Here is a 25,363-nt window from a genome sequence, read left to right on the forward strand (position 1 = left end):
CCCGCGATCACTACTGTCGCACTCGGGGGCATCGGCCACCGACTGTCGAACAGCGGGTGGGAGAATGCTCGTCCCGCGCCGCAGGCCCGGCAAGCGGGTACCCGGTCACCATCGGCGCGCGCCTGCCGTCGGTGACCTCTTCGGCCGTCCCACGAGCACCGGCCCGGATACGCGCAGACGCAGGTCCGGCAGCTGTTCGCGGACAGCGCGTGGGACGGGGCGGACCAACGGTGCTCCCGGGGAGAAGGGCTCCTCATGGCCGAAAGTCGGATGAGGACCGGGGACATGATCGACGACGGCGTGGAGCGACGACGGGACGGGGTGCGGCTCACCTCGGCGGGCCGCATCGTCATGCGTCGTCGGCGCGTCACAGGCCCAGGGAGAGCCCGGCGGCGATGCCGCCCAGGCCGAGGGCGAAGGCGGCTTCGACCCAGCCCCCGTCGCCCCAGCGGAAGAACCGGTCGAGGGCCAGCCGGCCGGGGCCGATGGCGGCGACGGCGATGGCGACGACGGCGATGGCGACGCTGTACTCCACACCACCGTCCGTTTCCCACAGGCCGTGCGCACCCGTGACGGTGACCATGGCGTTGATCATCACGCCGATCAGGGCGGCGGCAGCGAGCGGCGTGAACAGCCCGACGGCCAGGCCCAGGCCGCCGAGGAACTCGGAAAGCCCGCCGATCAGTGCGAAGAGCTTCCCCGGGTGGTAGCCAAGGGCGCCGAATCCCTTGCCGGTGGCGGTCAGACCTGGCCCGCCGAACAGCCCGAACAGCTTCTGTGCGCCGTGTCCGGCCATGAACAGTCCGAAGGTCAGCCTCAGGAGCAGCAGCCCGCAGTCACCGGCGGTCACCCACCGCTCAGGGGTCCGCCGGGCCGGCTGCTGCGGGGAGGCCGAAGACCAACCCGTGTCGTGCTTCGCCATGTGAAACTCCAGTGCGGACGCAGAAACGTGCGTTTCCCCCAGCCTGGAAAGGCGCCGGTCCGCCGGTCGGCGGTGCGTCCGTCCGCGCGCCGCCGCTGTGTGCGTACCTCTCTTCCGATGCTTCCGCAACAGCAGCGAGTCCGCACATCGGCGGCGTCATGGGCTGACGACCTCGGCGAAGCACGCCCGGCCGTCGATATCGCGACGCTGTTCCAAGCGGCAGCGCTTCGGATCGGCCTCGGCGCGGTGCGGGCGTTGCCGTACCTCACTCGCACACGCGCGTCCAGGCTGGTGATCCGTTCGGCGTAGCGAGGAAATGATTCGGCGGGTGAAAACGGCGGGCAGGCGGCGGCTCGGGCGACCGGGAACCGTGATCATGGGCGCGTGCCCGGCCGAGCGGCCACGTCGCTGTCCCGGCACCGTTCCTTTCCCCCGCCTCACGAGGAGTTCGCTGTGCCTGTTCGTCGTCTGCTGACCAGTGCCTTCGGTTCCGTCTCCCTCGCGCTTGCCCTCCTCGGTGCCGGCACCGCCACCGCGACCCCGGCGGCCGCCGATCCGTGCGGTTTCTACGAGACCGGCTCCGACGCCTACTACAACCACTGCACCTCCGACGGCTCCCACGTGGTCATCAAGGTCGAGGTCGCCCTGGCGCCCGACTACGAGCGTTGCGTGGGCCCGGGCCGGACCTGGCTGGGCTCCGCCGACAAGATCCAGGGCGCCTACTATGTGGGCCGCACCTGCTGACACACAGCGCGTCGTCCGTAGCCGACCGGGGGCGCCCTGACGACAAGGCCGGCTCCGGTCGGCGCGCCGACCGCCGTGATCGGGCGTCGGCTCGGACGGCGGGCGAGGGTCCGCCGTCAGATGGTCATCGGTTCCTGGAGCCAGCGGCTGATCCGGTACGGCAGCCACCAGGCGAGCGGGCCGACGTCCAGGACGAGCTGCGCGCCGCGGAAATCGTCGAGGACGGCCGCCGGCACGGAGTCGGCGGGTGCTCCGTACGCCAGTCGCTCGATCGTCTGCTCGTAGTGCGGCTCGTCGGCGGTGAACCGGCGCAGTTCCCCCCAGCGGCGGTCCCGGATCTGGACGAAGCCCGGTCCCTTCCGCCACAGGCACTTGCACAGGTAATGGCCCTGCCGCCAGGCGCGCAGTGTGTCGTCGGCTCCGGCGGGCCCCTCGATGCGCCGGGGCGGCTGGAGGTGGCTGAGGACCTGCCAGGCATCGGCCGGTGCCGGGGGGAGACACAGGTCCCACTCGACGAGGACGGCTCGCGCGGTCAGGTCACGCACCAGGCTCAGCGCGGCCACCGCATCGGCCGCCCGCTCGGCGCTCGCACCGGCGCCGAGGTCCACTGCCGCGGCCAGCCGTACGCGCCGCGCGCCGAGCTGCCAGAGCCGCTCGCTCTCCCCTTCCAGCGGTCCGGGAAGGGCGAGTTCGCCCAGGAACATGCCGGGGAGTTCGCAGGCGGCGGGATCGTAGTCGCGCCAGGCGAGGACCGTGGGCGGGCTCATGGTGCTCGACGTGCTCATGGGCGTACTCCTCCTCGGGACGCGGTCACGCGTGGACGGGCTCGGCGGGCTGTGCCGCGTGGGTGTGACGCATGAAGTCGAGCCGCAGCAGGTCCTCGTTGACGGCGGCCGGGGCGATGTGCACGTACTGGCCGCCGTCGGTGAAGACGATCCCGAGCGAGACCCAGAGGTCGAGGAGCCGCTGCACGGCGGCCTCGTCGCGGGCGGCTGCGGGTGCCTTGCCCGCGGCCTTGCGGGAGAGGGCGGCGACGCTGTGCGGCTGGTCGAGCAGGCGGAAGGCGGCCAGCTCGAAGGGGTCGGTCAGCTCGGTCGTCCGCCAGTCGAAGGCGCGGCGCCGGGAGACCAGGACGATCCGGTCGCCCAGATCCGTTTGGGTCAGCCGGGCGTCCGCGTGGTGCTTCTTCCATGCGGCCAGGGCGTCGTTCAGTGCGGAGACGGCCGGTTCGCCGATGCCCCGCGCCGGTGCCTCGAAGACGTACGCGAGGTCGTACAACTCCGTTTCCGGCAGGTCGTAGGTGAAGCGGTAGTGCTCCTCGGGCCTGAGGCCCGTGAAGCCCAGTTCGGGGCGCTCGAAGTAGGGGCTGAAGCGTTCGATGGCGATCCGGGCCGACAGGTCGACCGGCGGGTCGAGGTGTTCCAGCGCCGGGATCTGGGCCACGACCGGCTCGTAGTCCTGGTCGGTCTCGCCGGGGAAGCCGTGCAGGTAGTTCCAGGCGACCGACAGGCCGGTCTCGGCTCCGTCGCGGAGCATCCGGACGTTCTGGCAGCCGCTGACGCCCTTGTCCATCAGGTCCAGGACCCGGTGGTTGAGCGATTCGATGCCCGGCTGGACGTAGATCATCCCCGCTTCGGCGAGGGTACGGAGCTGGGGGCGGCGCATGTTGGCCTTGATCTCGATGTGCAGGCGCAGGTCGTACCCGCTGTCGATGATCCGGGGCAGCACGGTCGTCAGGTAGCCCATGTCGAGGATGTTGTCGACGACGTACATGTCCAGCACCCGGTGGCGCCGGGCCAGTTCGATGATCTCCTGGTAGAAGGTGTCCGGGCTCTTGGAGCGGAACTCCATGAAGGAGCCGTTGAGTCCGCAGAAGGTGCAGTGGTGCTTCTCGCCCCACCAGCAGCCGCGGGCGCCCTCGACGACCAGCTTGGGCTCGACCCAGTGACGGGCGGCGGACGACGCGAGACGCTCGAAGTAGCCGCTGTAGTCGGGCGGCAGGATCGCGGCGGGCGGCAGCGGACGGGTGGCCATCGGATGGGCCACGCTCTGCCCGTCGGGGCCCCGGTGGCACAGGCCGGGCACCTCGGCGAGGTCCGAGCCGTCGGTGAGGGCGGTGAGCAACTGCGGGAAGGCCGCCTCGCCCTCGCCTCGCACGACGTGGTCGACGAAGGGGAAGTTGCGGTGCACGGCGGCGCCCTGCGCTCCGTCACAGTTGGCCCCGCCCAGGACCGTGACGATGTGCGGGGCGAGCCGCTTGACCCGCCGGGCGGCGGCGAGCGCCGCGACGTTCTGCTGGAAGGTCGAGGTGAAACCGACGACGTCGGGCCCGTACGCGACGATCCGCCGGGCGATCTCGTCGACGAACTCCGGGACCACTTGGTGCAGCGCGTGGGTCATGGTCATGCGCGACTTCTTGAGCTTCCCGCGCATCACCGCGGTGAACTCCTCCTCGCGCCAGTGCGGATCGTCGTAGAGGGCCGAGGAGAACACCCAGTCGCCGCAGCCCATGAAATAGGAGGAAAGGGCGTAGTACTCGTAGTCGTCGCCGGTGAACTCGGTACGGGCGGTGATCCAGTCGGTGAATTCGAGGTTGGCGTGCAGGACCTCGGCCTCGGCGCCGGGCACGCGTTCGTCCACGCTCCGTTTGAGGATTCCCAGCGCGAGGGACGGCAGGTCGATGGGCGACCAGGGCATGTTGACCAGCAGGACACGCATGTCGGCTCCTCGGATGTCGGGAACCGGCCGGCCCGGTGTGACACCGGGCCGGCCGGCCAGGGTCAGTCCTCTTCCGCGTCCTCGGCGTTGCGGAACGGGACGGTGACGGTGATGCCGACGCTCGGCTTGCGGTTCTCCTCGTCACCCGCGAGCGGGTCGTTGTGGATGATGTCCTTCTGCATGGGTCGTTCTCCTCTCCCTGGTGTGTACGGCGGTGTGGTGCTCCCCGCTCCGGGCGGAGCGGGGCGTCTGGGGGTCGCGGCGTGCCGGGCCGCGCAGTTCCCGGTCGAGGAAGACCACCGCACGGCGCATCACGGTGACGTGGTCGCCGCCGTCGTAGCCGTCGTGGCCGGAGTCGAGCCACAGCGCTTCGTGCCGGACGCCGGCGGCGCGCAGCGCGGCGAGATAGCCGCGGATCTGACCGGGCGGGCATTTGGCGTCATGCCTGGCCGCCGCGACCAGCAGCGGGGCACGCACCGCGGCGGCGTACTGGATGGGTGAGCTGTGCGCGTACCGCCCGGGGACCTCCTCGGGCGTGCCGCCGAAGAGCCGCTCGTCCAAGGCGCGCAGCGCGGCGGTGGTGGTGCGGTGGGCGGCCACGCAGTCGGCGACCGGCTTGACCGCGACCCCCGCCTGCCACAGGCCGGGGCGGGTGCCGAGGGCGAGCAGGACCAGGTAGCCGCCCCAGGAGGTGCCCCACAGGCCCACGGCGTCCGCGCGGATCAGCCGGCGGGCGACGAGGTCGGCGCGCACCGACGTGAGGTCCTCGACCTGGGTGAGTCCGACCCCGTCCCGGAAGGCGCGCCGCCAGCGCGGCCCGTACCCGGTGGAACCGCGGTAGTTGACGCGGGCGACGGCGAAACCGGAGGCGACCAGGGAGTGGACGACGCCGTCGTAGGCGTCCCGGTCGTGGTCGGCGGGGCCGCCGTGCACCAGGAACACCGCCGGGACCGGACCGCGCGGTTCGTCGGGCAGGCTGAGCAGGGTGTGCACGGGCCCGTCCGGCCCCGGCGTCCACACATCCCGGTGGATGCCGGGGAACCGGTCGGGCAGCGTGGGCAGTACGGGCAGGGCGGTGCCCCGGGTGGAACACAGCCGGGGCGGATGGCCGGTGGCCGTCCAGAGGTAGTGCAGGTCGCCCCCGGGCCGGGTGGCGGCGTCCAGCACGGTGCCCGGCGGGGTGGGGACGGCGGTGAGCGTACGCGCCGTGAGGTCGGCGCGGTGCAGGGTGGAGCGGCCGTGGCGGTCCTGGCGTACCAGGACGGACCGGCCGTCGCCGTCCCAGCGGGCCGTGATCTCCGTGTCGAAGGCGCACCAGTCGTGGCGGGCCGGCCCGGTGGCGGGCCGCCAGGAGGCCAGGACGTAACGGTCCTCGGACGCGCGGACGAGAAGGAGTTCCGCACCGGCGGGGGCGAAGCCCAGGGACCACAGCCGGCCCGCGTCGCCGCCGCCGGGAAGGACGGCCCGTACGGCACCCTCGCTGGTGAGCACGGTGACGGCGTGCGCGTCGGCGAGGGCGAGCAGCCGGCCGCCGGGCGTGATGCCGGTGAGGGAGACGTGGCCCGGGATCCGGGCCACCGATCGTCCCGTGCCGCCGCGCGGGCCCACGTGGACGATGGTGGCGTCGCCGTCCTCGGCCGCGACGGCGACGGTGCCGTGGTCGCTCACCGCCAGCCCCCGGGGAAGCCCGGGCGGGGCGCCGGTCAGCCCGGGCCGGTCGGGGCCGCCGGCGAAGGGCTGGAACCGCCAGCACCCCCGGCCGCGTTCGTCCTCGTCGAACCACCACACGTGCGCGTCCCGGTCGATGGCACCGTGCAGGGTGCCCAGCGGGCGCCGGGTGACCTGTCGGGCGCGACGGGCGGCGGCGTCCCAGGCGAACACCTCGCAACGGCCCTCGGCGTCGGCGGTGAAGACCATCTTTGCCGGGTCCGCGGCGCACACTTCCGGCAGGGCCGCCCGGTACACCTGGTAGCCGCCGCTCATCCGGAGACCTTCACCGCGAGGACGCCGCGCACCGGCCGCCGGGAGCTGTGGGCGGCGAGCAGGCCCAGCAGCACACCGCACGAGACCGCGGGCGCGGTGGGCGAGACCCGGTCGGCGAGGGCGCCGGCGAGGACGGGAGCCAGCGCCGCGGCACCCGTGGTCGCGGTGGCCAGGACGGCGCCGGTACGGGCCTGCAGAGCGGGAGCGGTGGCCTGCAGGGCCCGGGCCTGGAGCACGACGGAGGCCAGCGGCATCAGCAGGCACAGCAGGCTGAACAGCAGCCCGTAGGCCCACGCGTCCGTGACGACGGCGAGCGCGGCGGCGAGCGGGACGAGCAGCCAGGTCACGCCGGTCACGACCCGGGGCGCACCGGCACGCCTGGCCACTCTCGGGGCGGCGAGCGCGCCCGTCAGCCCGGCGGCGCCCGAGAGGGCGAGGATCGCCCCCAGCGCGGCGCCGGAGTGGCCGTCCCGCTGGAGGGTGAAGACGGCTTCGTAGTACAGCGCCACCACGACCGCGTTGACGGTGGTGCTCCACACCAGGACCAGCCGCAGCAGCGGCGAGGAGCGCACCAGCCGCAGCCCGGCCGCGCCTTCCCTCAGCACTCCCTCGCCGTGCTGCGGCGGCGTCGGCGCGGTGAGGTCCGCGCGCATGGCGCAGACACACAGGGCGCTGACGACGTAGGAGAGGGTGTCGGCGAGGAACGGCAGTGCGCGGGCGGCCTGGTAGAGGACGCCGCCCAGCGCCGGGCCGGCGATCAGCGCACCCTGGTCGGCGGCGGTGAGCCGGGCGATGGCCCGGGGCTGCTCGGGTCCCGGGCAGATCAGCGCGACCGTCCCGCGCGCCGCCGCCTCGAAACAGGCGGTCGCCAGCCGCTCGACCAGGACGGCGGCGATGATCAGGCCCAGCGGTGGACGTCCGGCGGTCAGGGCGAGGCTCACGCAGCCCATGGCGAGCGCGGAGACGGTCGCGGACCCGGCCATCACGTGCTTGCGGGCGCCCCGGTCGGCGGGCACGGCGACGAGTGGGCCGAGGAGGAGGCCGACGGCGGTGGAGGCACCGGCGATCAGGCCGACGGTCTGGGGCGAGTTGCCCAGTCCCAGCAGGAGCAGCGGAAGGACGGTACCGGCGGCCTGGCTGCCGACCCCGTCTGCTGCGCCGGCCCACCACAGGAGCCGGAAGTCAGGTGATTCCGCCCGGTGGCGGGACGGTCGTGCGGTTGACGCTGGCCGTTCCACGAAGCACCTCACCGGTGTGGCGAAATTGTGCAGGAAGTGTGGCGGGAGCGAAGTGAGCGGGATCCTAGGCGGGCCCGAAGAGGCGTCACAAGAGCCGGAGGGGCATGGCTGGATTCGCATCGTGAGGTGGCGAGCGGCACAGCGCCGGGCACAGGCGCAAACAGAGCTGATCCTTCCGTGTGAGGGCGAAATGGAGCCCCTTTTCCGCCAGCGAAAACGCCCGCCAAGGTCTGCGCCCCGCCCGGGAGGGCGGGATGCGTGCGCGGGGAGGACGGGGTGACCGCCGGCGACGCGGGGGCGCCGGCGGGGCGTCGCTTTCGACCGAGAACGTTCGCCGTCTCCCCTCGATCCCTGTCGACCCGGCGCACCCGGACCGGATCGGGCGCCGTGCGGTAGCGGACCGGTCCTGGTCCGGGGTCCGACGGCGACCCGGCCGGGGGAGCTTGCGATATGCGTCCACTGGACGCATAGTGACGGTGTGCAGGCGGGGTCAGCGAGATCAGTGGGGTCGGCGGGGTCGGCGGAATGGTGGCGGGCGCGGTACGCGGCACGCGGACGGCAGCGACCGCGCGCGGGCGGACTCGAGCTGAGGCGGATCACCCAGGTGGCGCTGGAGATCGCCGACGCCGAAGGACTCGCGGCGCTCACCATGCGCAGGGTGGCCGAGAGATGGGGGTACGGCACACCTCGCTGTACCGGCACGTGGCCAGCAGGGACGAATTGCTGGTGGAACTCGTCGACCATGTGCTGGGCGAGGTGGTGCCGCGGGCGACCGGCGAAGGGTGGCGGGCCGATCTGGAACAGGCCGCCCGGGAGTTCAGACGGGTGCTGCTCACGCATCCCGCGATCGTGCCGCTGCTGACCATGGGCCAGCTGCTCGGGCCCAACGCCCTACGGGGCCGGGAATTCGGGCTCGGCCTGCTGATCCGGGCCGGATGGGAACCGTCGCGGGCGGTCCACATCTACCTGACGGTCGCGCACTTCGTGATCGGCACCGCGGTGCTGGGCACCGGAGGTGCGGCGCGCGGCGCCGGGGAGCGAACCGCGATGGCGGAACTGTTCGCGGGACTGCCGCAGTACCCGCTGGTCCGCGAGCTCGCCGAACCGCTCAACCTCCCTGACGCAGACCAGGAGTTCGGCTTCGGTCTGACCGCCCTGCTCAACGGTGCTGGAGACCCTCGATGAATCGTGCCGACTGGATCGCCGTCTCTTCGTCCGTCAGGACGGTGACGGCAGACCCGTGACCCTCGTGCACGGCTTCCCCACCTCCTCACACGACTGGGCGGCGACCGTCCCGTACCTGGTCGCGGCCGGATGCCGGGTGACCACTGTCGATCTGCTCGGATTCGGGCAGAGCGACAAGCCGCCCCGCCACCGCTACTCCATCCATGAGCAGGCCGACCTGGTCGAGGCCGTCTGGCTGCATCTGGGTATCGGTGAGACCGCGCTGGTCGCCCACGACTACGGCGTCTCCGTCGCCCAGGAGCTGCTGGCCCGTGACCCGGGCCGCATCACCCGCACCGCTCTGCTGAACGGCGGCCTCTACGCCGACCTCCATCGCCCGGTCCTGATGCAGCGCCTCCTGCACAGCCGCATGGGCCCGCTGCTGGCCCGTCTCACCGACGAGCGGAGATTCACCGCGAACCTGCGCGGCGTCCTGGGCAGACCCGTCCCGGACGAGGTTCTGCACGACATGTGGACGTCCGTCGCCCGCGCGAACGGCCATCAGCTGGCCCCGCGCCTCCTCCGCTACATCGACGATCGCCGCATGCACTTCCACCGCTGGACCGGTTCCCTCGAACAGTACGAGGGCCCGCTCCTGTTCGTCTGGGGACCCGAGGACCCGGTCAGCGGAGCCCACGTCCTGGACCGCCTCCGCCGCCGACGCCCCCGCGCCGCCTTCACCGTACTGCACGGCGTCGGCCACTATCCGCAGGTCGAAGCACCCGAGGAGACGGCGCGGGCACTGGCCGCCTTTCTGGCGGACTAGGTGTACCGGCCCGGTCACCGGCACCTCCCCGTGCCCGGGGCGTCATGGGCTACCGACGGTGACACCACGATCACCGAACTGCGAGACTGGCTCCGCCGGAGGCCCGCGGATGGTGGGCGGCGAAGAGGCGAGGAGCCGGAGTTGGTCGAACAGCACCAAGCCCTGCCGGGCACCCCGGCACCCGCCGATGTGTGGATGCTGGTCCGGCAGCGGCCGACCGTCCTGCGCCGGTCCACTCGAGAACTGGCGGCAGCGCTCACCGAAGCCCATGGTCCCCGCTTCGCGATCTGGCACACCGACGAGCTGCTCTTCGGCGTCCGGGGCGGACGGCTGACCCTCCACACCCTGGGCGGCGCGGAGCTGCCCGCTCCCGAGGTGGTGTGCGTACGCCAGGTGGCCGGGCCCATGCACAGCGACCGCGAGGTGACCCTGCTCCGGCACCTCACGCGTATGGGCAGCACCCTCGTCAACACGGTCGACGCCCAGCTCAAGTCCCGGAACAAGATCTGGCAGGTGCAGGAACTCGCCCTGGCCGGGCTGCCGGTGCCCGACACCCTCTCCTACGCCACCGCCCCCCTGGAAGGCGTCGTCCGCAGCCCGCACCTGGCCACGCCGTGCGTGGTGAAGTCGGTCAGCGGCGCCAAGGGCGGCCAGGTCTTCCTCGCCCCCGACCCGCACCTGCTCCGGGAGGTGGCCGGCAGCCTCACGCAGGACACGCCGTTTCTCTTCCAGGAGCACGTGGCGCATTCGCACGGCCGCACCCTGCGGGTGGTCGTGGTCGACGGCACACCGGTGGACGCCGTGCTGCACACCTCCCGCAACGGCACCCTCGCCGCCAACATCGCCAAGGGCGGCTCCGCCACCCTGTGCACGGGCCGCTATCCGCAGGCGGAGGAACTGGCGGTGCGGGCGGCTCGCGCCCTGGGCCTCGACATCGCCGGGGTGGACCTGCTGTTCGCCTCCCCGGACACCTACACCATCTGCGAGGTCAACGCCGTACCGGGCTGGCGTCCGGAGATGAGCGCGGTCGTCCCCGCCGTCACAGCCTCCATCGCCCGTCGCCTGTCCGCCCGTGACGGCGCCGAGCCAGGCCGGCCGTAGGGGGCCGTACCCGGGCCGGTTCGCGCGGGTGAGTCCCGAGGTCAGCCGGGCGCTTTCGTGGCCGACGGACCTCCCCCGCGTCTGACCGATCGCGGCCGGGGGCCGCACAGGGCCTTCCCCCGCGCCGGGAGAGTCCGACCATGTACCCGGGGCCACCGCCGACAGCGCGCAGAGCCGGACGGCACACTCGACGGCCGAGGCGATGGACGAGCCCCCGCGCCACCGGACCATGCACGATGGTGCCGATGTCGCCCGCGCGGGGGCTCTGGACCACCGCGTCCTGCTCGCGGTTGTCCGGGGCAGTGGTCTACGCGGCGAGGGCGTGACCGGGATGCAGGACGACCTTGGTGTAGCCCTCGATCCGTTTGTCGAACTTCTCGTACGCCTGCGGTGCCTGGTCCAGCGGCAGCTCATGGGAGACCACGAAGCTGGGCGTGGCGCGGCCGGCCATGATCATGTCGCGCAGCTGGCGGTTGTACCGCTTGACGTTGCACTGGCCGGTGCCCATCTTCTGGCCCTTCTCGAACATCCTGCCGATCGAGACCAGGAGCTGGCCGTGCTTGGCGTGTTCATCGGGACCGCCCGGGTCGGAGGGTACGTACAGACCCGGTATGCCGAGCCTGCCGGTCGCCCGCACCGTCTCGACCAGCTCGTTGAGGACGATGGCGGGTTCCTCGTGGCTGGTGTCGTGTGCCTGGGCCTGGTACCCGACGGCGTCCACACCCTTGTCGGTTCCTTCCCCCTTCATGTGTTCCTTGATCTGCTCGGCCGGATCTCCCTTGGTGAAGTCGATGGGGACGGCCCCGATCTCCTCCGCCTTGGCGAGTCGCTCGGGCACCCGGTCGACCGAGAACACCTTCGCCGCGCCACGCAGCAACGCCGAATAGGCGGCCATCAGGCCCACCGGTCCGGCACCGTAGACGGCCACGGTCTCGCCGGGCGAGACCTGGGCGAGCTCGCAGCCGTGGTACCCGGTCGGGAAGATGTCGGCGAGCAGCACGAAGTCGGTCTCGAACTCCTCTCCCGGCGGCAGCTTCAGACAGTTGAAGTCGGCGAAGGGCACTCGCAGCCGCTCCGCCTGGCCGCCCTTGTACGGGCCCATGGCGACATATCCGTAGGCCCCGCCGGCGAATCCGGGATTGACCGTCAGGCAGAATCCCGTCTCCCCGGCGAGGCAGTTCTTGCAGAATCCGCACGCGACGTTGAAGGGCATCACGACGCGGTCTCCCACGGAGAGCGAGGCCACGCCGCTGCCGGTCTCCTCGATGACTCCGAGGTTCTCGTGACCGAAGACGATGCCCGGCTCGGCCGCCGTGCGCCCCTCGTACATGTGCAGGTCGGACCCGCAGATCGCGGACGACGTGACCCGGACGAGCACGTCGTTGGGGTGCTGGATCTGCGGATCGTCGACGTCCTTCACCGTGACGCTGAAGGGCCTCTCGTAGACAACGGCTTTCACCTGTGTCACCTCCGCGTCGAGCGCTGGAGACGGCAGCGAGGACAGGCCGCTGCCGAGGCCACACGTAAGAGGCCCTCGGACTGTGCCGTGGCCTGTGCGCTCGCTTCACCGCCGGTACTTCCAGGTAACGCCCGCACGTCCCGAGGTGCAACCTCCTCGCCCGTCCTCGGTGCCGGGGAGGCCCTCCGCGCGGAGCCATGCCGGGGCGCGGGGTGCCGGCCGGGGGTGCGGGGCGCTGAGCGGGGTGCCGGCCGGGACGTCCTCCGCCGGCTCGCCGTCAGTGCCCTCCCCGCCGGCCCGCGCTGTGCAGCGCGGGCCAGGCCCCCGTGCGGCGGCCCTGCCAGTACGGGTGGAACAGCACCTGGGAGGACAGCCGGATGAGCCGCCGCCGCAGCGCGGTGCGCGGCTGCGCGGCGAGCCGCCGGTAGGTCGCCTGCCACTCGCGCTGAGCTCGGGCGAGGTCGTCGGGAATCGCGCTCATGACCGAATTCAATCATGTGTTCGATTTTCGATGCCACCGGGACACCACACCACCGAGGGCGGCCCCGGACACGCTGATTTCCGACCCGCGCATCAGCGGCACGCCCACATGTCACGGCCCTCATGAGGTGCGTGCCTGGAGGGGTGAGGCCAAGCTCCCATGCGGCTCTACTAGGTTGGGGCCATGAGCGGCAGCACTCCCTTGGGCGAATTCCTCAGAGCACGGCGCGAAGCCCTCAAGCCGCAGGACGTGGACCTGCCGGAGCACGGCCGCCGGCGGGTACCGGGGCTGCGTCGCGAGGAGGTCGCCCTGCTCGCCGGCGTGAGCGCCGACTACTACACGCGCCTGGAACAGGGACGAGAGACCTGCCCGTCGCCGCAGGTGATCGACGCGGTCGCCGGTGCCCTCCGGCTCGACGCCCAGGCGCACGGCCATCTGCGCAGACTGACCCGGGCACCGCATGAGCGCCGCCGCCTTCCCGAGGGTCACGACCGGGTCAGTCCCCAGCTCCTCCGACTGCTCGACACCTGGCCCGGCACACCCGCTTTGGTCCTCGGACCCGCTCTGGACGTCCTGGCGCACAACACGCTCGCCGCGGCCCTGCACAGCGGATTCCAGCGGTTCGACAACCTGGCCCGCATGGCCTTCCTCGATCCGGCCGGGCGCCGCTTCTACCAGGACTGGGAGGCGGCGGCGAACTCCTGCGTCGCCGAACTCCGCGCGGCCTACGGACACGACCCCGGCTCCCCACGGATCACCGAGGTCGTCGGCACGCTCGGCGCGAAGAGCCCGGAGTTCGCCGAACTGTGGGCACGGCACGAGGTGAGGAGCAAGACGCGGCAGGTGAAGAACCTGCGACACCCCACGGTGGGCGCGCTGGAGATCCACTTCTCGGCCTTCACGGTCAACGACGCCCCGCATCAGCAACTGGTCGTCTACCAGGCCGAGCCGGCCGGTCCCGCCGCGGCTGCCTTCGCGCAACTCCGTACCCACGCTTACCGCGGTGATTCCACCCTGACCGACCGGCACGAGCCCCGCTGGGTGCTCAGTGGTCGCGACGGTGGCCGCCCGGGCCGGCCGACCGGATCCGGGGCCGCACGCCGGGCAACCTCCTGATCCTGGGTGCGCGGCACCCGGGGTAACGGCGACCTGGTTGCCGTGACGGTGGGGGCCGAGGCTGTAGGCGGAGCAGCCCGGCGCGCTCCCCGCAGCCCACCACTCACCCCTGCCGGCGTACGGAGAGAAGACCCTCGTGAACGTCAACGAAACCACTGACGCCGCCGTCGACGACACCACCGGCGCAGCCGTCCTCGAACAGCTCCGGCGCCGCCCCGCCGACCGGCGGCGCATCCTGTTCACCGGCGCGACCATCGTCACCATGGACCCCGACCTCGGCGTCATCGACCACGGCGACCTGCTCGTCGAGGGCGACTCGATCACTGCCGTCGGGCCCCGTCTCAGTCCCGGCGACGCCGTGGTCGTCGACGCCACCGGCACGATCCTCAGCCCCGGCTTCGTCGACACCCACCGGCACGCCTGGGAGGCCCAGTTGCGCCGGATCATGCCGGACGTCGACGACCTCGGCGGCTACGTCATGGCCACCCTGGCCGGCTACGCCACGGTCTACCGGCCCGAGGACATGTCCATCGGCACCAGACTGGCCGCACTGACCGCGATCGACAGCGGCATCACGACCATGCTCGACTTCTCCCACAACTCCCGCACCCGCGAGCACTCCGACGCCGCGATCGAGGCCCTCCGCGACGCCGGCATCCGTGGCGTGCACGCCTCCATGGGCCCGCACTTCGGTGACTGGGACCAGCAGTGGCCGGGCGATCTGGCCCGTATCAAGGACCGGTACTTCAGCAGTGACGATCAGCTGCTGACCCTGCGCCTGGCGACCCTGGCCACCGACGAGATCGCCGGGCCGGCGCTCGCCTACGGCCCCGAACTCGCCCGAGCGGCAGGAGACATGGGAATCGGCGTGAGCGTGGACGCCGTATTCGGCACCCCCGGCTCCGAGGCGGTCCTGCGCTGGGCCGAGGACGGCATCCTCGGCCCCGACGTCACCCTCATCCACTGCACCGGACTGACCTTCGAGGCATGGAAGACGATGGGGGACACCGGCACCACGGTGGCGCTCGCCCCTACCTCCGACGCACAGATCGGCCTGGAGACCGCCATTCCCGCCGTCGACGAGGCCCTGTCCGCCGGCATCCGCCCCGGCCTGAGCATCGACGTCGAAGTCGCCCTGGCCAGCGACATGTTCACGCAGATGCGAGCCCTGCACACCATCCAGCGGATGCGGGCGGTCAACGCCGTCCACGGCACCGGTCGGCAGCCCTCCCGCATCACCACCCACGACGTCCTCGACTTCGCCACCCTCCAGGGCGCCCGCACCAACGGCCTGGCCGCCGTCACCGGCTCACTCACCCCGGGCAAGAAGGCCGACCTGCTGGTCATCCGGGCCGAGGACCTCAACAACATGCCGCTCAACGACCCGATCGGCACCGTCGTACTCGGCTCCGACGCCCGCAACATCAGTGCCGTCCTCGTGAACGGCGAGCCCCGCAAGTGGAACGGCCGTGTCCTCGACGTGGACCTGCCCGCGCTGCGCGAAGAAGTCCGCGCCTCGCGCGAGTACGTGCTCACCACCTCCGCCGTCTGAGCGTCCCGCGTCATGTCGCCGCCGGTTCGCCGGTCGTGGAGACGGCTGGGACGTGCTCGGCCGGCGCCGTCCCTGCTGTCGGACACCCAGGGTGACGCTCGAAGCGCCGACCGTGTACGCCGCAGCGGTCCGGTGGCCGACGGGCGGCGCTGCTCGGACACTGGCCATGAAAGGTCCCGCAGGAGTCGGACCCCGCGGATCGTCCGGTGCCACCAGCTTCGGGCCGGTCAGCGCGCCGGCCGACGAGGCCGGCGCCACTGGCACCACAGCTTCCGGTTCGACCGGTTGCCACCTGAGACGCCAGGGCCGGGAAGGAATGATCGGTTCATGAGCGGCACCCAGGCGCGAACGCCCGTAGCGGCCGACGGCCGACTCGGCTCGGCTGCCGAACACCCCGGGCTCAGCGATCCGGACTATCTGCCCCGGCGAAGGGCGATCGCGGCACTTGCCCGCGGTCGCCGGGTCGGCGATCCGTACCCGCCGGTGGACTACGTCGCGAGCGAGGAGAGAACCTGGCGCACCGTGCACCGGGCACTGTGGAGAGCCCAGGGAGAGTATGCGTGCCGCGCCGCACTCGACGCCAGAGACCACGCCCCGGTACCCGCGGACCACATCCCGCAGCACGCCGAGGTAGGCGCGCGGCTGCGCCGTCTGACGGGCTTCGCATTCACTCTCGCCGGGGGAGTGGTCGAGAACAAGCGGTTCCTGGGATCGATGGCCGACGGCTACTTCCACGCCGTACAGTTCGTCCGCCATCCTGCCGTACCGCTGTTCACCCCCGAGCCCGACGTCATCCATGACGTCTTCGGCCACGGAATCCACCTCTCCTCGCCGGCCTTCGCCGACATCTACCGCCTGATCGGGCGGGCGGCGATGCGGGTCCGGCGCGAGGACGTCCTGCAGATGATCAGTGACGTGTACTGGTTCACCCTGGAGTACGGCGTCCTCGACGAGAACGGCACACCGAAGGCGTACGGCGCGGCCCTGCTCTCCTCCTTCGGGGAGATCAGCCGGTTGCCGGCGGCCCGCATCCGGCCGCTGGACGTCGACGCCATGCTCGCCACCCCTTACGACATCCGCGGATACCAGCCGGTCCTCTTCAGCGCGCGCTCTCTCGACGAGGTCGCCGACACCCTGGCCGGGTTCCTGGAGGGACTCGACGACGACAGTGAGCCGCGCCGACGCCCCGCCCTGGAAAGCACCGGTTCCGCCGTCGGCGGTCAGCCGGATCACGGTCGCTAGCCCGTTTTGCCGCCGGTTCGTGCTTCCTACCGCCTCGGCCGGTGCGACGGCAGCGCCGAGAGAGGCGACGACGAGCGGGACGGCCAACAGGGCGGCGCGGCAACCGGCGTTGCGCGTGGCGGACATGGCGATTCCTCCGTCGGTTGCGGGGTGGGTGCCGGCGGGCTTGCGGGTCAGGGAGTCAGGACGACCTTGCCGGTGACGGTGCCGGACTCCGCCAGCCGCAGGGCCTTCGCGGCCTCGGTGAGCGGCAGCCGGGCGGCGATGCGGGCGGTGACGTCGCCGCGGTCGACTGCCCTGAAGACCTCGGTGAGGTCGCTCCGCAGGCGGGCGCGGAAGCGGTCCTTGTTCAGTGCCCGGCCGGCCCAGATGTTGTAGAAGTGGGCGCGGCGGCCGTTGGGCAGGCTGTTCCAGAGCCAGGTGCGGGCGAGGATCTTCAGTACGGGCCACTGCTTGGAGCCGGTGTCGTCGCGGGTGGAGGCGCTGCCGTAGGAGACGAGGGTGCCGCCGGGGGCGAGCAGGTGCCAGGAGTCGACGACGCTGCGACCGCCGACGTGGTCGAAGACGGCGTCCACTCCACCGGGGGCCAGTTCCCGAACCCGGGCCGGTACGTCTCCGCCGCGGTAGTCGACGGGGGTGACGCCCTGCTCGCGCAGCGTGCCGTGGTGCCGGGGCGAGGCCGTGCCGATCACCTGCACGCCTGCCGCAAGGGCGAGTTGGACCAGGACGGAACCCACGCCGCCGCCGGCGCCGTGCACCAGCACGGTCTGTCCGGCGCGCACTCGGGCCGTGCGGTGCAGCATCTGCCAGGCGGTGATGCCGTTGACCACGACCGTCTCGGCCTCCGCCGCGGTCAGGCCGTCCGGGACCTCGACCGCGTCCCGCGCGTCGACCAGGACGTGGCTGGCCCAGCCGCCGACCTTGAGCAGCGTGGCCACGCGCCGTCCGGTCAGGCCCGGGTCGACTCCCGGGCCGGTCGAGAACACCCGGCCCACCAGGTCGTAACCCGGCACGAAGGGGAACGGCGGCTGGTCGTAGTACCGGCCACGGCGCATCTGCTGTTCGGCGAACGAGACGCCGGTCGCCTCCATGGCGATCACGATCTGTCCCTGGCCGGGCTCCGGCACGGCCGCGTGCCGGATCTGCAGGTCCTCCGGCGCGACGATGCCCGGCAGAACCACCTGAACGAGGCGTTCGCTGCTCACGGTCGCCCTCCTGTCTCTAGAGTCTCTCGCTTTCGTTATAGGTTGTAACTCACTTCATCGTGACCGTCAATAGCGTTCGTGATACCTTCTAACCAGCAGCGGGCGAGAGGGCGGGAGACGGGTCATGGTCACGCCGGATGCGAGCACTCCCAGGGAGCGGTACCGCGCCCAGGTGCGGGAGGAGATCAAGAAGCACGCATGGGAGCAGATCGCCACCGCCGGGGCATCCGCCCTCTCCCTCAACGCCATCGCCAAACAGATCGGGATGAGCGGCCCGGCCCTGTACCGGTACTTCGCCAACCGCGACGAACTGATCACCGAACTCATCAAGGACGCCTACCGCAGCCTGGCCGACACCTTCCGCGCCCGGGCCGAGGCCGGCGCCGACCTCGGCGGGCTGGCGCAGGCCCTGCGCGGGTGGGCGCTGGACGATCCCCAGCGGTACTTCCTCGTCTACGGCACGCCCGTGCCCGGCTACCACGCCCCCGCGGACACCACCCGGATCACCTCGGAGATCATGGCCGTCCTGCTCGACGCCTGTACCGCCGAACGGCCCCCCGCCCCACCGCCGTCAGCGCTGGAGACACACCTGGAGGAGCACCGGGTCTGGGCCCGGCAGCACCCGGCGCCGCCGTCGGCGCTGCGCCGTGCCCTGCTCTTCTGGAGCCGGCTGCACGGCGTGCTCTCCCTCGAACTCGCCGGCCACTTCACCGGCATGGAATTCGACCCCGCCCAGCTCTACACCGCCGAGGCGGAGGCCGTCGCGGGCAGCTGACGACGGCGGCGCGGCAGCGGCACCCGGCGCGACGGCTGCACGGAGCAGCGGGGAGGCGGGAGCAGCGGCGTGGGGAGCAGCGGCGAACTGGGATGATCTCGCCGGCCGCTGGGCCCCCGGCTCACGGCAGGTCGCTGCGCCCCAGCCAGGCCGGCTTGACCGGTACCCCGTCCGCGTACCGATCGACGTCCTCCGCCACGGGCTCGGGAGGCGGCGCGACGGGCACGGTCTGCGCCTCCGCCACAGGTTCGGGCGCGGCGGAGTCCTCCATCGCGGGTTCGGGCGCGGCGGAGTCCTCCAGCAGTTCCGCCACCGAGAACCGTGTGACGAACGACTGCCATACTCCGTCGATGACGAGGAGGAACCCGTCGGCATTTCGCAGGAGCCGACGGCGCCGGGGGCTTCTGGGGTGCTCGGGTGAGTGGCTCCGCGCCCGCCGTTCCAGCTCCGCGAGCGCCTCCGCACGAGAGCCGATGACGTGCGCCACCACGTACGCCTCCAGGTGCTTGCGGTCCCCGGCACCCACGGTCGTCTCGATGACTAGCCCCCATGTGGTCATGTCCCTGGCCCCCTCGCCGTCGTATCGCTCCTTACAGTAGGAGGTTGGGCGGGGCCGGGCGAACGGACCCTGGGTGCCCGGACCCACCCGCCCGACGGCGAACCGGCGTTGACCGTGCCACCGCAGGGGGCCAGGGCGGTGGCAACAGGTGTCACACGTGCGGTCGGCGGCCGCGCTCCTGGTGCGGGAAGGTCTGGTCCGCCCCCGGCAGCGTCGGCTTCGGCAGCGTCGCCACCTCCTCCTGCGCCTTCTCCAGCTGCTCCGCCGTGTCATCGGGGAGCCGGGGCGCGCGAGGCCGGGAGTCGCGGAAGCGGAAGGCGGTGGTGAGGTCGCCGAAGGTCGCACGCCGCCAGTCGCTGATGTTCGGCTCCTCCACCCCGGTGAACCGCTCCAGGAACTGCAGGGCGGACGTGTGGTCGAAGCTTTCCGAAGCGACCCAACCGCCGACGGTCCAGGGCGAGATGATGATGGCCGGGACACGGAAGCCGCCACCGATCGGCAGGCCCTTGATGTACTCGTCCGCCGTGCCGGCGGGCGCAGTGGGCGGGACCACGTGGTCGAACAGCCCGTCGTTCTCGTCGTAGTTGAGGATGAACGCGGTCTTGCGCCACACCTTCGGGTTCGCCGCGATCGCCTCGATCTTCGACGCCACGAAGTCGGCGCCGGCCGCCGGGAGATAGTCGGGGTGCTCCGACTGGTGGCTCGTCGGCATGATCCAGCTCACGGCCGGCAGACGGTCATTGCGGGCGTCGTCCTCGAAGGTGCCCTCCGGCTGCGGACGTACGCCGCGCTCGTACAGGTCGGAGCCGGGCTGCGCGTTCTTGAAGGCGGCGAACTGCTCCAGCATGTTGCAGCCGTAGTCGTCGTCCTGCTGGTACACCTTCCAGCTGATGCCGGCCGCCTGGAGCCGTTCGGCGTACGTCGTCCAGCGGTACGGCGCGGGCGCGGTGTTGCTGATGATCGGGCCGCCCCGGGTGCCGCCGGGGTCGATCGTGCCCGTCATCCACATCAGGCGGTTGGGCCATGTGGGGCCGAACACCGAGCAGAAGTAGTTGTCGCAGATGGTGAAGGTCTCGGCGAGCGCGAACTGGAACGGTATGTCCTCGCGCGTGTAGTACCCCATCACATAGGGACCGTTGGCGCCGTCGGCCTTCCGGTGCGCGGGCAGCCACTGGTCCATCTTGCCGCCGTTCCACGCCTGGTGCTGCACGGACCAGGCGTGGCTGGTGGACGGGATGGCCTGGGCGCTCGACCTGTGGGTGTCGAGGTGGAAGGGCAGCAGGTAGCCCCTGGGGTTCACGGCGTCGGGCTGGTAGAAGACGCTGCGCCCGTTGTCGAGCCTGAGGGCTTGCGGGTCGTTGAATCCCCGGACGCCTGACAGGGTGCCGAAGTAGTGGTCGAACGACCGGTTCTCCTGCATCAGCATGACGACGTGCTCGATGTCCCGCAGCGAGCCGCTCCGGGGCGGCCCTGCGGCGACGGCCTTCTGGACGCTCGGCGGGAGGAGGGAGAGGGCCGCGGCGCCCCCCAGCGCGCCCGCGGCGGAACCCAGAAGTCTACGGCGTGTCAACTCATCCATGTTGGCCCCTTCTTGAGCGAGGGAAGCTCTCCGGAGTGACGGCCGACCCGACGATCGGACGGGCCCACCGGACAACCTTCGCCCGTGAGGTCGGGGCGCGTCAGGCAGGGGCGGTGAACAGGTGACCAACGCGCGGAAAGGGGTTGACCAAGCCGTGACATCCCATGCCCGTTCGCCGCTTGGTTGTTGCCGTCCGTTGAGAAAACGCCGGCTGCTGCACGGATCGCGACGGCCACGCGGGGAGTGCGGCCCTTCCGTCGTCATGGCCCGTCCTACGCTCTTCAAGGTCTTGGCCGACGCTGAAAGCGGTGCCGTCACCGGTCGGTATGACCGGCCGGACAGTGGCGTCTTCGGCGGCGGAGGTCAGTGCCTCGGTTGGTGCGTCGGGGCGGGTTGTCGCAGAGTTCCTCACCATCTCGGCAGGGGCTTCGCCCTGCGCACCGACGTGGGCGAGACGCGGGGCAGAGCGCGGTCAGGCGATGTGCCCGTCTGATCCGCCGAGTTCGGCGACGGTCTCCTGGAGCTCCTCGGGACGGTTCTCGTGGACGCCCCTTGGTGTGGTGCCGTGCTTGAGAGAAATCTTGGCGGCCGCCACGGTTGCGATGGCGTGCTGACCGCCGTCGCCCGGACGTGCGCTGGTCGAGGCGGTGCGCACTCGCCGGCAGCCTCGCATCCGCGTGGCGGAGACGCCCTTGTTGTCGGCGAGCTTGCGGACGTGGACCGCCTGCGAACTGCCGGGCGAGCTTGTAGGCCGGTGCTTGCCCGCATCGTAGGCCCGGCGGGCGGAAACGCGTACGCCAGCGGGCCATGCACGCGTGGTCCTCGGTCAGCGGGACCGATGACCGAGGAGGTCGATCACTCCCACCGGCAGGAACGCGGGCCGGTGGGGCCGGCCGACCTGGTACGACACGAAGCCCAGCGAGGAGGCCACGGTGACCTCTTCGGCCGTCTCCGCCTGGTAGACGACTCGGCAGCGGCCCGACTCGGCCTTCGCGCGCTGCCAGAGGACCGGGGCCGGCTTACGCTCGCTCTCGGCCCGCGGAGTGAGGATTCGGTCGTCGAAATCCTCCCAGGCGAAGGGAACCGGACCCCGCCACGTCGCGTCGACTTCCTCTTTCAGCCTGGCGGCACGCTCGGCGTCGGTCGCGCCCCAGGAGGGCGGAACGTTGGTGATCAGGCCGACTGTGATGTGGCGGGCACGCAGGGCGCGCAGATAAGAGGCCGCGCCATGCCGGTAGTCGGTGCTGCCGTCGTCGGCGGTGTGCAGAAGGGTTTCGCCCAGGTCGAAGTAGACGACGGGACAGCCGCGTTCGCTGCTCGCACGTGCAGCGACGACCGATCCCGTGTCCCCCCTCGCGCCCTCGGGGGCAGCCCCACTCGCCGTAGCGCACGGCACGGTCGACACCAGGACCGCGCCCAGCACGAGGCTCGCACGGACCAAGCTCTTGGAGGCAGACCTGTCCATGGCGTCGTCGCCCTTCTTGACGGGGACACAGCACGATACCGGCCGTGTGAGTGTGCGGGTATGACCAGCGGCAGCCAGGAGGCACCGTCCTGACGACGACCCGACGGTGCCGGCCGAGACGATGTGAAGACTCGATGGCCTTACGGGCGACACGTGGCGGATGCCGCGCCGACGGCTGCGTACCGGGCAGACCGCTCGGTGCGTGGGTGACATCGGCCGGCGATCAGCCGTAGAGCGCGCGGGCTCCCGGGTTGTCGCCCCTGAAGCGCTGGCCCATGGCGATCTCCTCGCCGACCACCGACCAGACGGTCTCGTCGTCCTGGAAGGGGAGCGGGTCAATGCTGTTCGTCTCCTGGCGGACACGCTCGACCTCGCGCTCCAGGCGCTCGAAGTCCGCTTCCTCGTCGCCGTCGTCGCCGCTGAAGGTGAACTCCTCGAGCAGGCGCTGGAACCGGAGGGTGACCTGGACGAGGGAGGAGACGTCCGTGTGGAGTTCCTGCACGGTCTCCTCATCGGAGTCGAAGGCGTGCACCTTGCCGGAACCGGGGTCGAGGGCGAGGTGGGCGTTGAGCAGCCAGCCGATGACGGGCCAGTCACCCGCGCCCTCCGCAGCGTCCTCGAAGTCCTCGATGTGGACGACGTCCTGGACGAGGGGCAGCAGGCCGTCGTCCTCGCCGGGCTGACGCAGCAGGAGCGTCCCGGTGGGGACACCGACGGTCTGCAGGAGGCGGGCGCCCTCGGTGTCCTCGGTGGACGGCGGGAAGGCGGCGGCGGGCAGGGTCGCGAGCCGGTCATCGCCGAAGACGTCGGCGAGTTCCCTGCGAGTGACGTCGAAAAGCACTGCCGATACTCCGAACTCAGTGGGCGGCGCGGGCGCCGTGGGACTCTCAGTGGACGGAAGCCGTCACGACAAAGCGTCGCGGAATCGCGGCGCTTCCGGCGACTTCGACACCGACCGGGCTGCGGTCCGAGCCGAGAGCACCGGTCGGCTACGGTGACGAGGTGACCGAGAACCTGCCTGCCGACGTGGCCGACGTGCTCGGGTTCATCCTGGAGGCGGACGAGCCGGCTCGCTCCGCACTGAAGAGGCAGCTTCCGCACCTCAGGGTGCGAAGCCGCTGCACCTGCGGATGCGGAACCGCCCACTTCGCACTCGACCCCGGCGACGTCGAGCCCGCGCCGACAGGCCCCGGTGTCGTCGTGGCCGCCGAGGCGCAACTCTTCACCGAGACCGGCGAGTGCCCGGGTGAGCTCCTGGTGTTCGCATACGACGGGTACCTGTCGTCGCTGGAAGTCTGCTCATGGAGCGACAGCACCGAGGTGAACCTCGCCGCCGCGCGGCGGTGGCTGCAACCACTCTCATGATCTTCGCCCCTCGGCGGCGCGGCAGCGGCTGCCGGATCCGCCCCGGCGGGCACCGGGCGTCACGGTCGCGAGACCATGGGGGAAAATGGTTGCCTTAAGAAACTAGAATGCCCGTGAAAGGTCCCGCATGCCGCACCTCACCATCGACCACTCCTCGCATCTGACCGGTGTTTTCGACCTGAGCGTCCTGGTGAAGGAGTTGCATCGGCTCGTCCTCGACGAATCCGGCTCTGCGGGCGTCTGCAAGACACTGGTCCGTCCGGTGGAGACGTACGTCGGCGCCATGTCGAGCGGACAGGCCGGTTTCGTACACCTGGAGGTGGGTCTCATGCCCGACCGTTCCGAGGAGCAGAAGGCGCGGCTGTCCGAGAGCATGCTGGCCCTGCTCGACAGGCATCTGCGTGCGGCCGGTGAGCGGGGGTCGACCGTCTCGGTGGAGGTGAGAGAGCTGGCCGGGTCCTACCGCCTGTCGTCCCCCGGGGGGTGAACCGGTCCGCACCGCACGGGCGCGGGGCGGTGGTCAGCCCGCGCGGTCGCCGGGGGCGGTGAACGTGACCGGAAGCCGCACCGGGCCGCGGAGACCGCCGGGCCGCCAGCTCAGCTCGGCCGGCGGCACGGCCAGGGCCAGGTCCGGAAGGCGGCGCAGGGCCGTGCCGATGGCGATCTGGCCCTCCAGCCGGGCGAGTGGCGCGCCCAGGCAGTAGTGGATGCCGTGCCCGAAGGCCAGGTGGCCGTTGTCACGCCGGGTGATGTCCAGCCTGTCGGGGTCGCGGAAGCGCGCCGGATCGCGGTCGGCGATCGCGGACGCCACGAGCACGGTCGCGCCGCGCGGGATGGCCACGCCCCCGATCTCGACGTCTTCGCGCGCGAACCGGGCGATGCCCGGGCTGACCGGGCCGTCGAAGCGAAGGAACTCCTCGACCGCGTCGGGCAGCAGCTCTGGCTGGTCCCGCAGCAGGGCCAGCTGGTCGGGGTTGGCGAGGAGCGCGGCGATGCCGCCGCCGATCAGGTTGACCGTGGTGATGTACCCGGCCGCCAGGAGCAGGAAGGTCATGGCGATCAGCTCGTCGTGGCTGAGCCGCCGCTCCTCGTCGTGGGCGCTGATCAGTGCGCTCAGGAGATCGTCCCCCGGCCGGGCCCGCTTCGATTCGAGGTGCTTCGTCACATACGCGTGCATCTGCTGCCACGCCTCGTCGACGACGACCGGGTCGGGCATCCTCTCCCCGCGCGCGAGCATGGCGCCGGTCCACCGCTGGAAGTCGTGCCGGTCGTCCACCGGGACGCCGAGCAGCTCGCTGATGACGGTGACCGGCAGCGGCAGTGCGAAGTCCGCCACGAGTTCGGCGTGGCCGGCGGGTACCACCGCGTCGAGCAGCCGGTCGGTGATCTCCTGGACGCGAGGCCGAAGCTCGGCGACCCGGCGTGCCGTGAACGCCTTCGACACCAGGCGCCGCAGCCGGGTGTGGTCGGGCGGGTCGGAACGCAGCATGTTGCTCATCATCGAGTCACGCTCGAACTCGGGCAGCTGCTCGATGAGGCGGGGGTCCGAGGCGTCACGGACATCGCTGCTCAGCCTCGGGTCGGACAAGGCGGCGAGTCCGTCCTCGTAGCGCGTGACCAGCCAGGCGTCCAAACCGCCTGCGATGACCGCGCGGCGGACCGGGCCCTCCTCGCGCAGCCGTCGGTACAGCGGGAAGGGGTTCGCCACGAAGGCCGGGTCGGCGTAGGGGAGAAGGACCGGCTGCTGGCTCATCACGCCTCCCGGGACAGGCAGCGACCACGTGCCCATTACGTGCACTTGTGGACGGTATACCCATTTTGTCCCGCGGTGTAGTGGTGGCCATCCTGCTCGCAGACCGCGCCCTGAGC

General features: G+C 71.5%; 24 protein-coding genes. 10 read left to right on the forward strand and 14 right to left on the reverse strand.

Features of this window, described 5'->3' with window-relative positions; translation table 11 throughout:
* Positions 1-367: 367 nt before the first annotated feature.
* Entirely contained in the window at positions 368-922 is a 555-nt protein-coding gene (locus ACIGYR_RS15375) for a DoxX family protein (protein WP_399599385.1), read from the reverse strand.
* A 453-nt stretch (positions 923-1,375) separates the two neighbouring features.
* On the opposite strand from ACIGYR_RS15375, the gene ACIGYR_RS15380 reads away from it, so the two are divergent.
* A complete protein-coding gene (locus tag ACIGYR_RS15380; RefSeq protein ID WP_399599388.1) occupies positions 1,376-1,666 on the forward strand; it encodes a DUF6355 family natural product biosynthesis protein in 291 nt (96 codons plus the stop codon).
* Between the two features lie 116 nt (positions 1,667-1,782).
* Here the strand turns inward: ACIGYR_RS15380 and ACIGYR_RS15385 are convergent, their stop codons facing one another.
* The 4 genes from ACIGYR_RS15385 to ACIGYR_RS15400 form a co-directional block, all read right to left on the reverse strand.
* Complete coding sequence (locus tag ACIGYR_RS15385; RefSeq protein WP_399599391.1) at positions 1,783-2,451, reverse strand: DUF5825 family protein; 669 nt, start codon at positions 2,449-2,451, stop codon at positions 1,783-1,785.
* A 25-nt stretch (positions 2,452-2,476) separates the two neighbouring features.
* Positions 2,477-4,384 carry a RiPP maturation radical SAM C-methyltransferase gene (locus tag ACIGYR_RS15390; RefSeq protein WP_399599394.1) on the reverse strand — a complete coding sequence of 636 codons (1,908 nt, stop codon included), beginning with the start codon at positions 4,382-4,384 and terminating at the stop codon, positions 2,477-2,479.
* 141 nt (positions 4,385-4,525) lie between these two features.
* A complete protein-coding gene (locus tag ACIGYR_RS15395) occupies positions 4,526-6,367 on the reverse strand; it encodes an alpha/beta hydrolase family protein (protein WP_399599396.1) in 1,842 nt (613 codons plus the stop codon).
* Positions 6,364-7,605: an MFS transporter gene (locus ACIGYR_RS15400; protein WP_399599399.1), complete on the reverse strand. Its 1,242-nt coding sequence runs from the start codon at positions 7,603-7,605 to the stop codon at positions 6,364-6,366. The genes ACIGYR_RS15395 and ACIGYR_RS15400 overlap by 4 nt, the downstream gene beginning before the upstream one ends.
* A gap of 669 nt (positions 7,606-8,274) precedes the next feature.
* Between ACIGYR_RS15400 and ACIGYR_RS15405 the strand changes: the two genes are divergently transcribed.
* The 3 genes from ACIGYR_RS15405 to ACIGYR_RS15415 all read left to right on the forward strand — a co-directional run bounded on the left by ACIGYR_RS15405 (position 8,275) and on the right by ACIGYR_RS15415 (position 10,696).
* The gene (locus ACIGYR_RS15405; protein WP_399599401.1) at positions 8,275-8,790 is read left to right on the forward strand and encodes a TetR/AcrR family transcriptional regulator C-terminal domain-containing protein; all 516 of its coding nucleotides are present in this window, start codon (positions 8,275-8,277) and stop codon (positions 8,788-8,790) included.
* A 55-nt stretch (positions 8,791-8,845) separates the two neighbouring features.
* A complete protein-coding gene (locus ACIGYR_RS15410; protein ID WP_399599404.1) occupies positions 8,846-9,595 on the forward strand; it encodes an alpha/beta fold hydrolase in 750 nt (249 codons plus the stop codon).
* 141 nt (positions 9,596-9,736) lie between these two features.
* Complete coding sequence (locus tag ACIGYR_RS15415; RefSeq protein WP_399599407.1) at positions 9,737-10,696, forward strand: RimK family alpha-L-glutamate ligase; 960 nt, start codon at positions 9,737-9,739, stop codon at positions 10,694-10,696.
* Between the two features lie 307 nt (positions 10,697-11,003).
* Here the strand turns inward: ACIGYR_RS15415 and ACIGYR_RS15420 are convergent, their stop codons facing one another.
* Together ACIGYR_RS15420 and ACIGYR_RS15425 are read right to left on the reverse strand one after the other, a co-directional pair.
* Positions 11,004-12,155, reverse strand: coding sequence for a glutathione-independent formaldehyde dehydrogenase (locus ACIGYR_RS15420; protein WP_391842717.1), 1,152 nt, complete (start codon positions 12,153-12,155; stop codon positions 11,004-11,006).
* Positions 12,156-12,432: 277 nt separating this feature from the next.
* Positions 12,433-12,636: a hypothetical protein gene (locus tag ACIGYR_RS15425; RefSeq protein ID WP_399599411.1), complete on the reverse strand. Its 204-nt coding sequence runs from the start codon at positions 12,634-12,636 to the stop codon at positions 12,433-12,435.
* A 183-nt stretch (positions 12,637-12,819) separates the two neighbouring features.
* Here ACIGYR_RS15425 and ACIGYR_RS15430 point away from each other — a divergent pair, with 183 nt between their 5' ends.
* From ACIGYR_RS15430 to ACIGYR_RS15440, 3 genes are all read left to right on the forward strand, one after another.
* Positions 12,820-13,752, forward strand: a complete 933-nt coding sequence (locus ACIGYR_RS15430) for a helix-turn-helix domain-containing protein (RefSeq protein ID WP_399599414.1) — start codon at positions 12,820-12,822, stop codon at positions 13,750-13,752.
* Positions 13,753-13,888: 136 nt separating this feature from the next.
* Positions 13,889-15,304 (forward strand): amidohydrolase family protein, encoded by a 1,416-nt coding sequence (locus tag ACIGYR_RS15435; protein WP_399599416.1) that lies wholly within the window; start codon positions 13,889-13,891, stop codon positions 15,302-15,304.
* Positions 15,305-15,631: 327 nt separating this feature from the next.
* Positions 15,632-16,546: a phenylalanine 4-monooxygenase gene (locus ACIGYR_RS15440; protein WP_399599419.1), complete on the forward strand. Its 915-nt coding sequence runs from the start codon at positions 15,632-15,634 to the stop codon at positions 16,544-16,546.
* A 173-nt stretch (positions 16,547-16,719) separates the two neighbouring features.
* Here ACIGYR_RS15440 and ACIGYR_RS15445 read toward each other — a convergent pair whose 3' ends face one another.
* Entirely contained in the window at positions 16,720-17,751 is a 1,032-nt protein-coding gene (locus tag ACIGYR_RS15445; protein WP_399599422.1) for a medium chain dehydrogenase/reductase family protein, read from the reverse strand.
* 124 nt (positions 17,752-17,875) lie between these two features.
* Between ACIGYR_RS15445 and ACIGYR_RS15450 the strand changes: the two genes are divergently transcribed.
* Positions 17,876-18,526 (forward strand): TetR/AcrR family transcriptional regulator, encoded by a 651-nt coding sequence (locus ACIGYR_RS15450; RefSeq protein ID WP_391842703.1) that lies wholly within the window; start codon positions 17,876-17,878, stop codon positions 18,524-18,526.
* A 121-nt stretch (positions 18,527-18,647) separates the two neighbouring features.
* On the opposite strand, the gene ACIGYR_RS15455 is transcribed toward ACIGYR_RS15450, so the two are convergent.
* From ACIGYR_RS15455 to ACIGYR_RS15475, 5 genes are all read right to left on the reverse strand, one after another.
* Positions 18,648-19,085 carry a hypothetical protein gene (locus tag ACIGYR_RS15455; protein WP_399599426.1) on the reverse strand — a complete coding sequence of 146 codons (438 nt, stop codon included), beginning with the start codon at positions 19,083-19,085 and terminating at the stop codon, positions 18,648-18,650.
* 151 nt (positions 19,086-19,236) lie between these two features.
* On the reverse strand, positions 19,237-20,664 hold the full coding sequence (locus tag ACIGYR_RS15460; protein ID WP_399599429.1) for an alkaline phosphatase family protein: 1,428 nt from the start codon (positions 20,662-20,664) through the stop codon (positions 19,237-19,239).
* A 472-nt stretch (positions 20,665-21,136) separates the two neighbouring features.
* Positions 21,137-21,319: a hypothetical protein gene (locus ACIGYR_RS15465; RefSeq protein ID WP_399599432.1), complete on the reverse strand. Its 183-nt coding sequence runs from the start codon at positions 21,317-21,319 to the stop codon at positions 21,137-21,139.
* Positions 21,320-21,490: 171 nt separating this feature from the next.
* Positions 21,491-22,129 carry a hypothetical protein gene (locus tag ACIGYR_RS15470; protein ID WP_399599435.1) on the reverse strand — a complete coding sequence of 213 codons (639 nt, stop codon included), beginning with the start codon at positions 22,127-22,129 and terminating at the stop codon, positions 21,491-21,493.
* 223 nt (positions 22,130-22,352) lie between these two features.
* Positions 22,353-22,970, reverse strand: coding sequence for an SUKH-4 family immunity protein (locus ACIGYR_RS15475; RefSeq protein ID WP_399599438.1), 618 nt, complete (start codon positions 22,968-22,970; stop codon positions 22,353-22,355).
* A gap of 161 nt (positions 22,971-23,131) precedes the next feature.
* Here ACIGYR_RS15475 and ACIGYR_RS15480 point away from each other — a divergent pair, with 161 nt between their 5' ends.
* Positions 23,132-23,494, forward strand: coding sequence for a hypothetical protein (locus ACIGYR_RS15480; RefSeq protein ID WP_399599440.1), 363 nt, complete (start codon positions 23,132-23,134; stop codon positions 23,492-23,494).
* A 127-nt stretch (positions 23,495-23,621) separates the two neighbouring features.
* Positions 23,622-23,981 carry a 5-carboxymethyl-2-hydroxymuconate Delta-isomerase gene (locus ACIGYR_RS15485; RefSeq protein WP_399599442.1) on the forward strand — a complete coding sequence of 120 codons (360 nt, stop codon included), beginning with the start codon at positions 23,622-23,624 and terminating at the stop codon, positions 23,979-23,981.
* Between the two features lie 33 nt (positions 23,982-24,014).
* On the opposite strand, the gene ACIGYR_RS15490 is transcribed toward ACIGYR_RS15485, so the two are convergent.
* Positions 24,015-25,247, reverse strand: coding sequence for a cytochrome P450 (locus tag ACIGYR_RS15490; protein ID WP_399599444.1), 1,233 nt, complete (start codon positions 25,245-25,247; stop codon positions 24,015-24,017).
* Positions 25,248-25,363 lie beyond the last annotated feature (116 nt).

Origin of the sequence: Streptomyces sp. NPDC053076, from assembly GCF_044546845.1 — a bacterium.
Taxonomy (GTDB): Bacteria; Actinomycetota; Actinomycetes; order Streptomycetales; family Streptomycetaceae; genus Streptomyces.

Bases quoted from the DNA above. Each gene is read 5' to 3' on its own strand.
- ACIGYR_RS15375 (WP_399599385.1), bottom strand. From the start codon at position 922: ATGGCGAAGCACGACACGGGTTGGTCTTCGGCCTCCCCGCAGCAGCCG.
- ACIGYR_RS15385 (WP_399599391.1), bottom strand. From the start codon at position 2,451: ATGAGCACGTCGAGCACCATGAGCCCGCCCACGGTCCTCGCCTGGCGC.
- ACIGYR_RS15390 (WP_399599394.1), bottom strand. From the start codon at position 4,384: ATGCGTGTCCTGCTGGTCAACATGCCCTGGTCGCCCATCGACCTGCCG.
- ACIGYR_RS15395 (WP_399599396.1), bottom strand. From the start codon at position 6,367: ATGAGCGGCGGCTACCAGGTGTACCGGGCGGCCCTGCCGGAAGTGTGC.
- ACIGYR_RS15405 (WP_399599401.1), top strand. From the start codon at position 8,275: ATGGGGGTACGGCACACCTCGCTGTACCGGCACGTGGCCAGCAGGGAC.
- ACIGYR_RS15425 (WP_399599411.1), bottom strand. From the start codon at position 12,636: ATGAGCGCGATTCCCGACGACCTCGCCCGAGCTCAGCGCGAGTGGCAG.
- ACIGYR_RS15430 (WP_399599414.1), top strand. From the start codon at position 12,820: ATGAGCGGCAGCACTCCCTTGGGCGAATTCCTCAGAGCACGGCGCGAA.
- ACIGYR_RS15440 (WP_399599419.1), top strand. From the start codon at position 15,632: ATGAGCGGCACCCAGGCGCGAACGCCCGTAGCGGCCGACGGCCGACTC.
- ACIGYR_RS15450 (WP_391842703.1), top strand. From the start codon at position 17,876: ATGGTCACGCCGGATGCGAGCACTCCCAGGGAGCGGTACCGCGCCCAG.
- ACIGYR_RS15455 (WP_399599426.1), bottom strand. From the start codon at position 19,085: ATGACCACATGGGGGCTAGTCATCGAGACGACCGTGGGTGCCGGGGAC.
- ACIGYR_RS15460 (WP_399599429.1), bottom strand. From the start codon at position 20,664: ATGGATGAGTTGACACGCCGTAGACTTCTGGGTTCCGCCGCGGGCGCG.
- ACIGYR_RS15470 (WP_399599435.1), bottom strand. From the start codon at position 22,129: ATGGACAGGTCTGCCTCCAAGAGCTTGGTCCGTGCGAGCCTCGTGCTG.
- ACIGYR_RS15485 (WP_399599442.1), top strand. From the start codon at position 23,622: ATGCCGCACCTCACCATCGACCACTCCTCGCATCTGACCGGTGTTTTC.
- ACIGYR_RS15490 (WP_399599444.1), bottom strand. From the start codon at position 25,247: ATGAGCCAGCAGCCGGTCCTTCTCCCCTACGCCGACCCGGCCTTCGTG.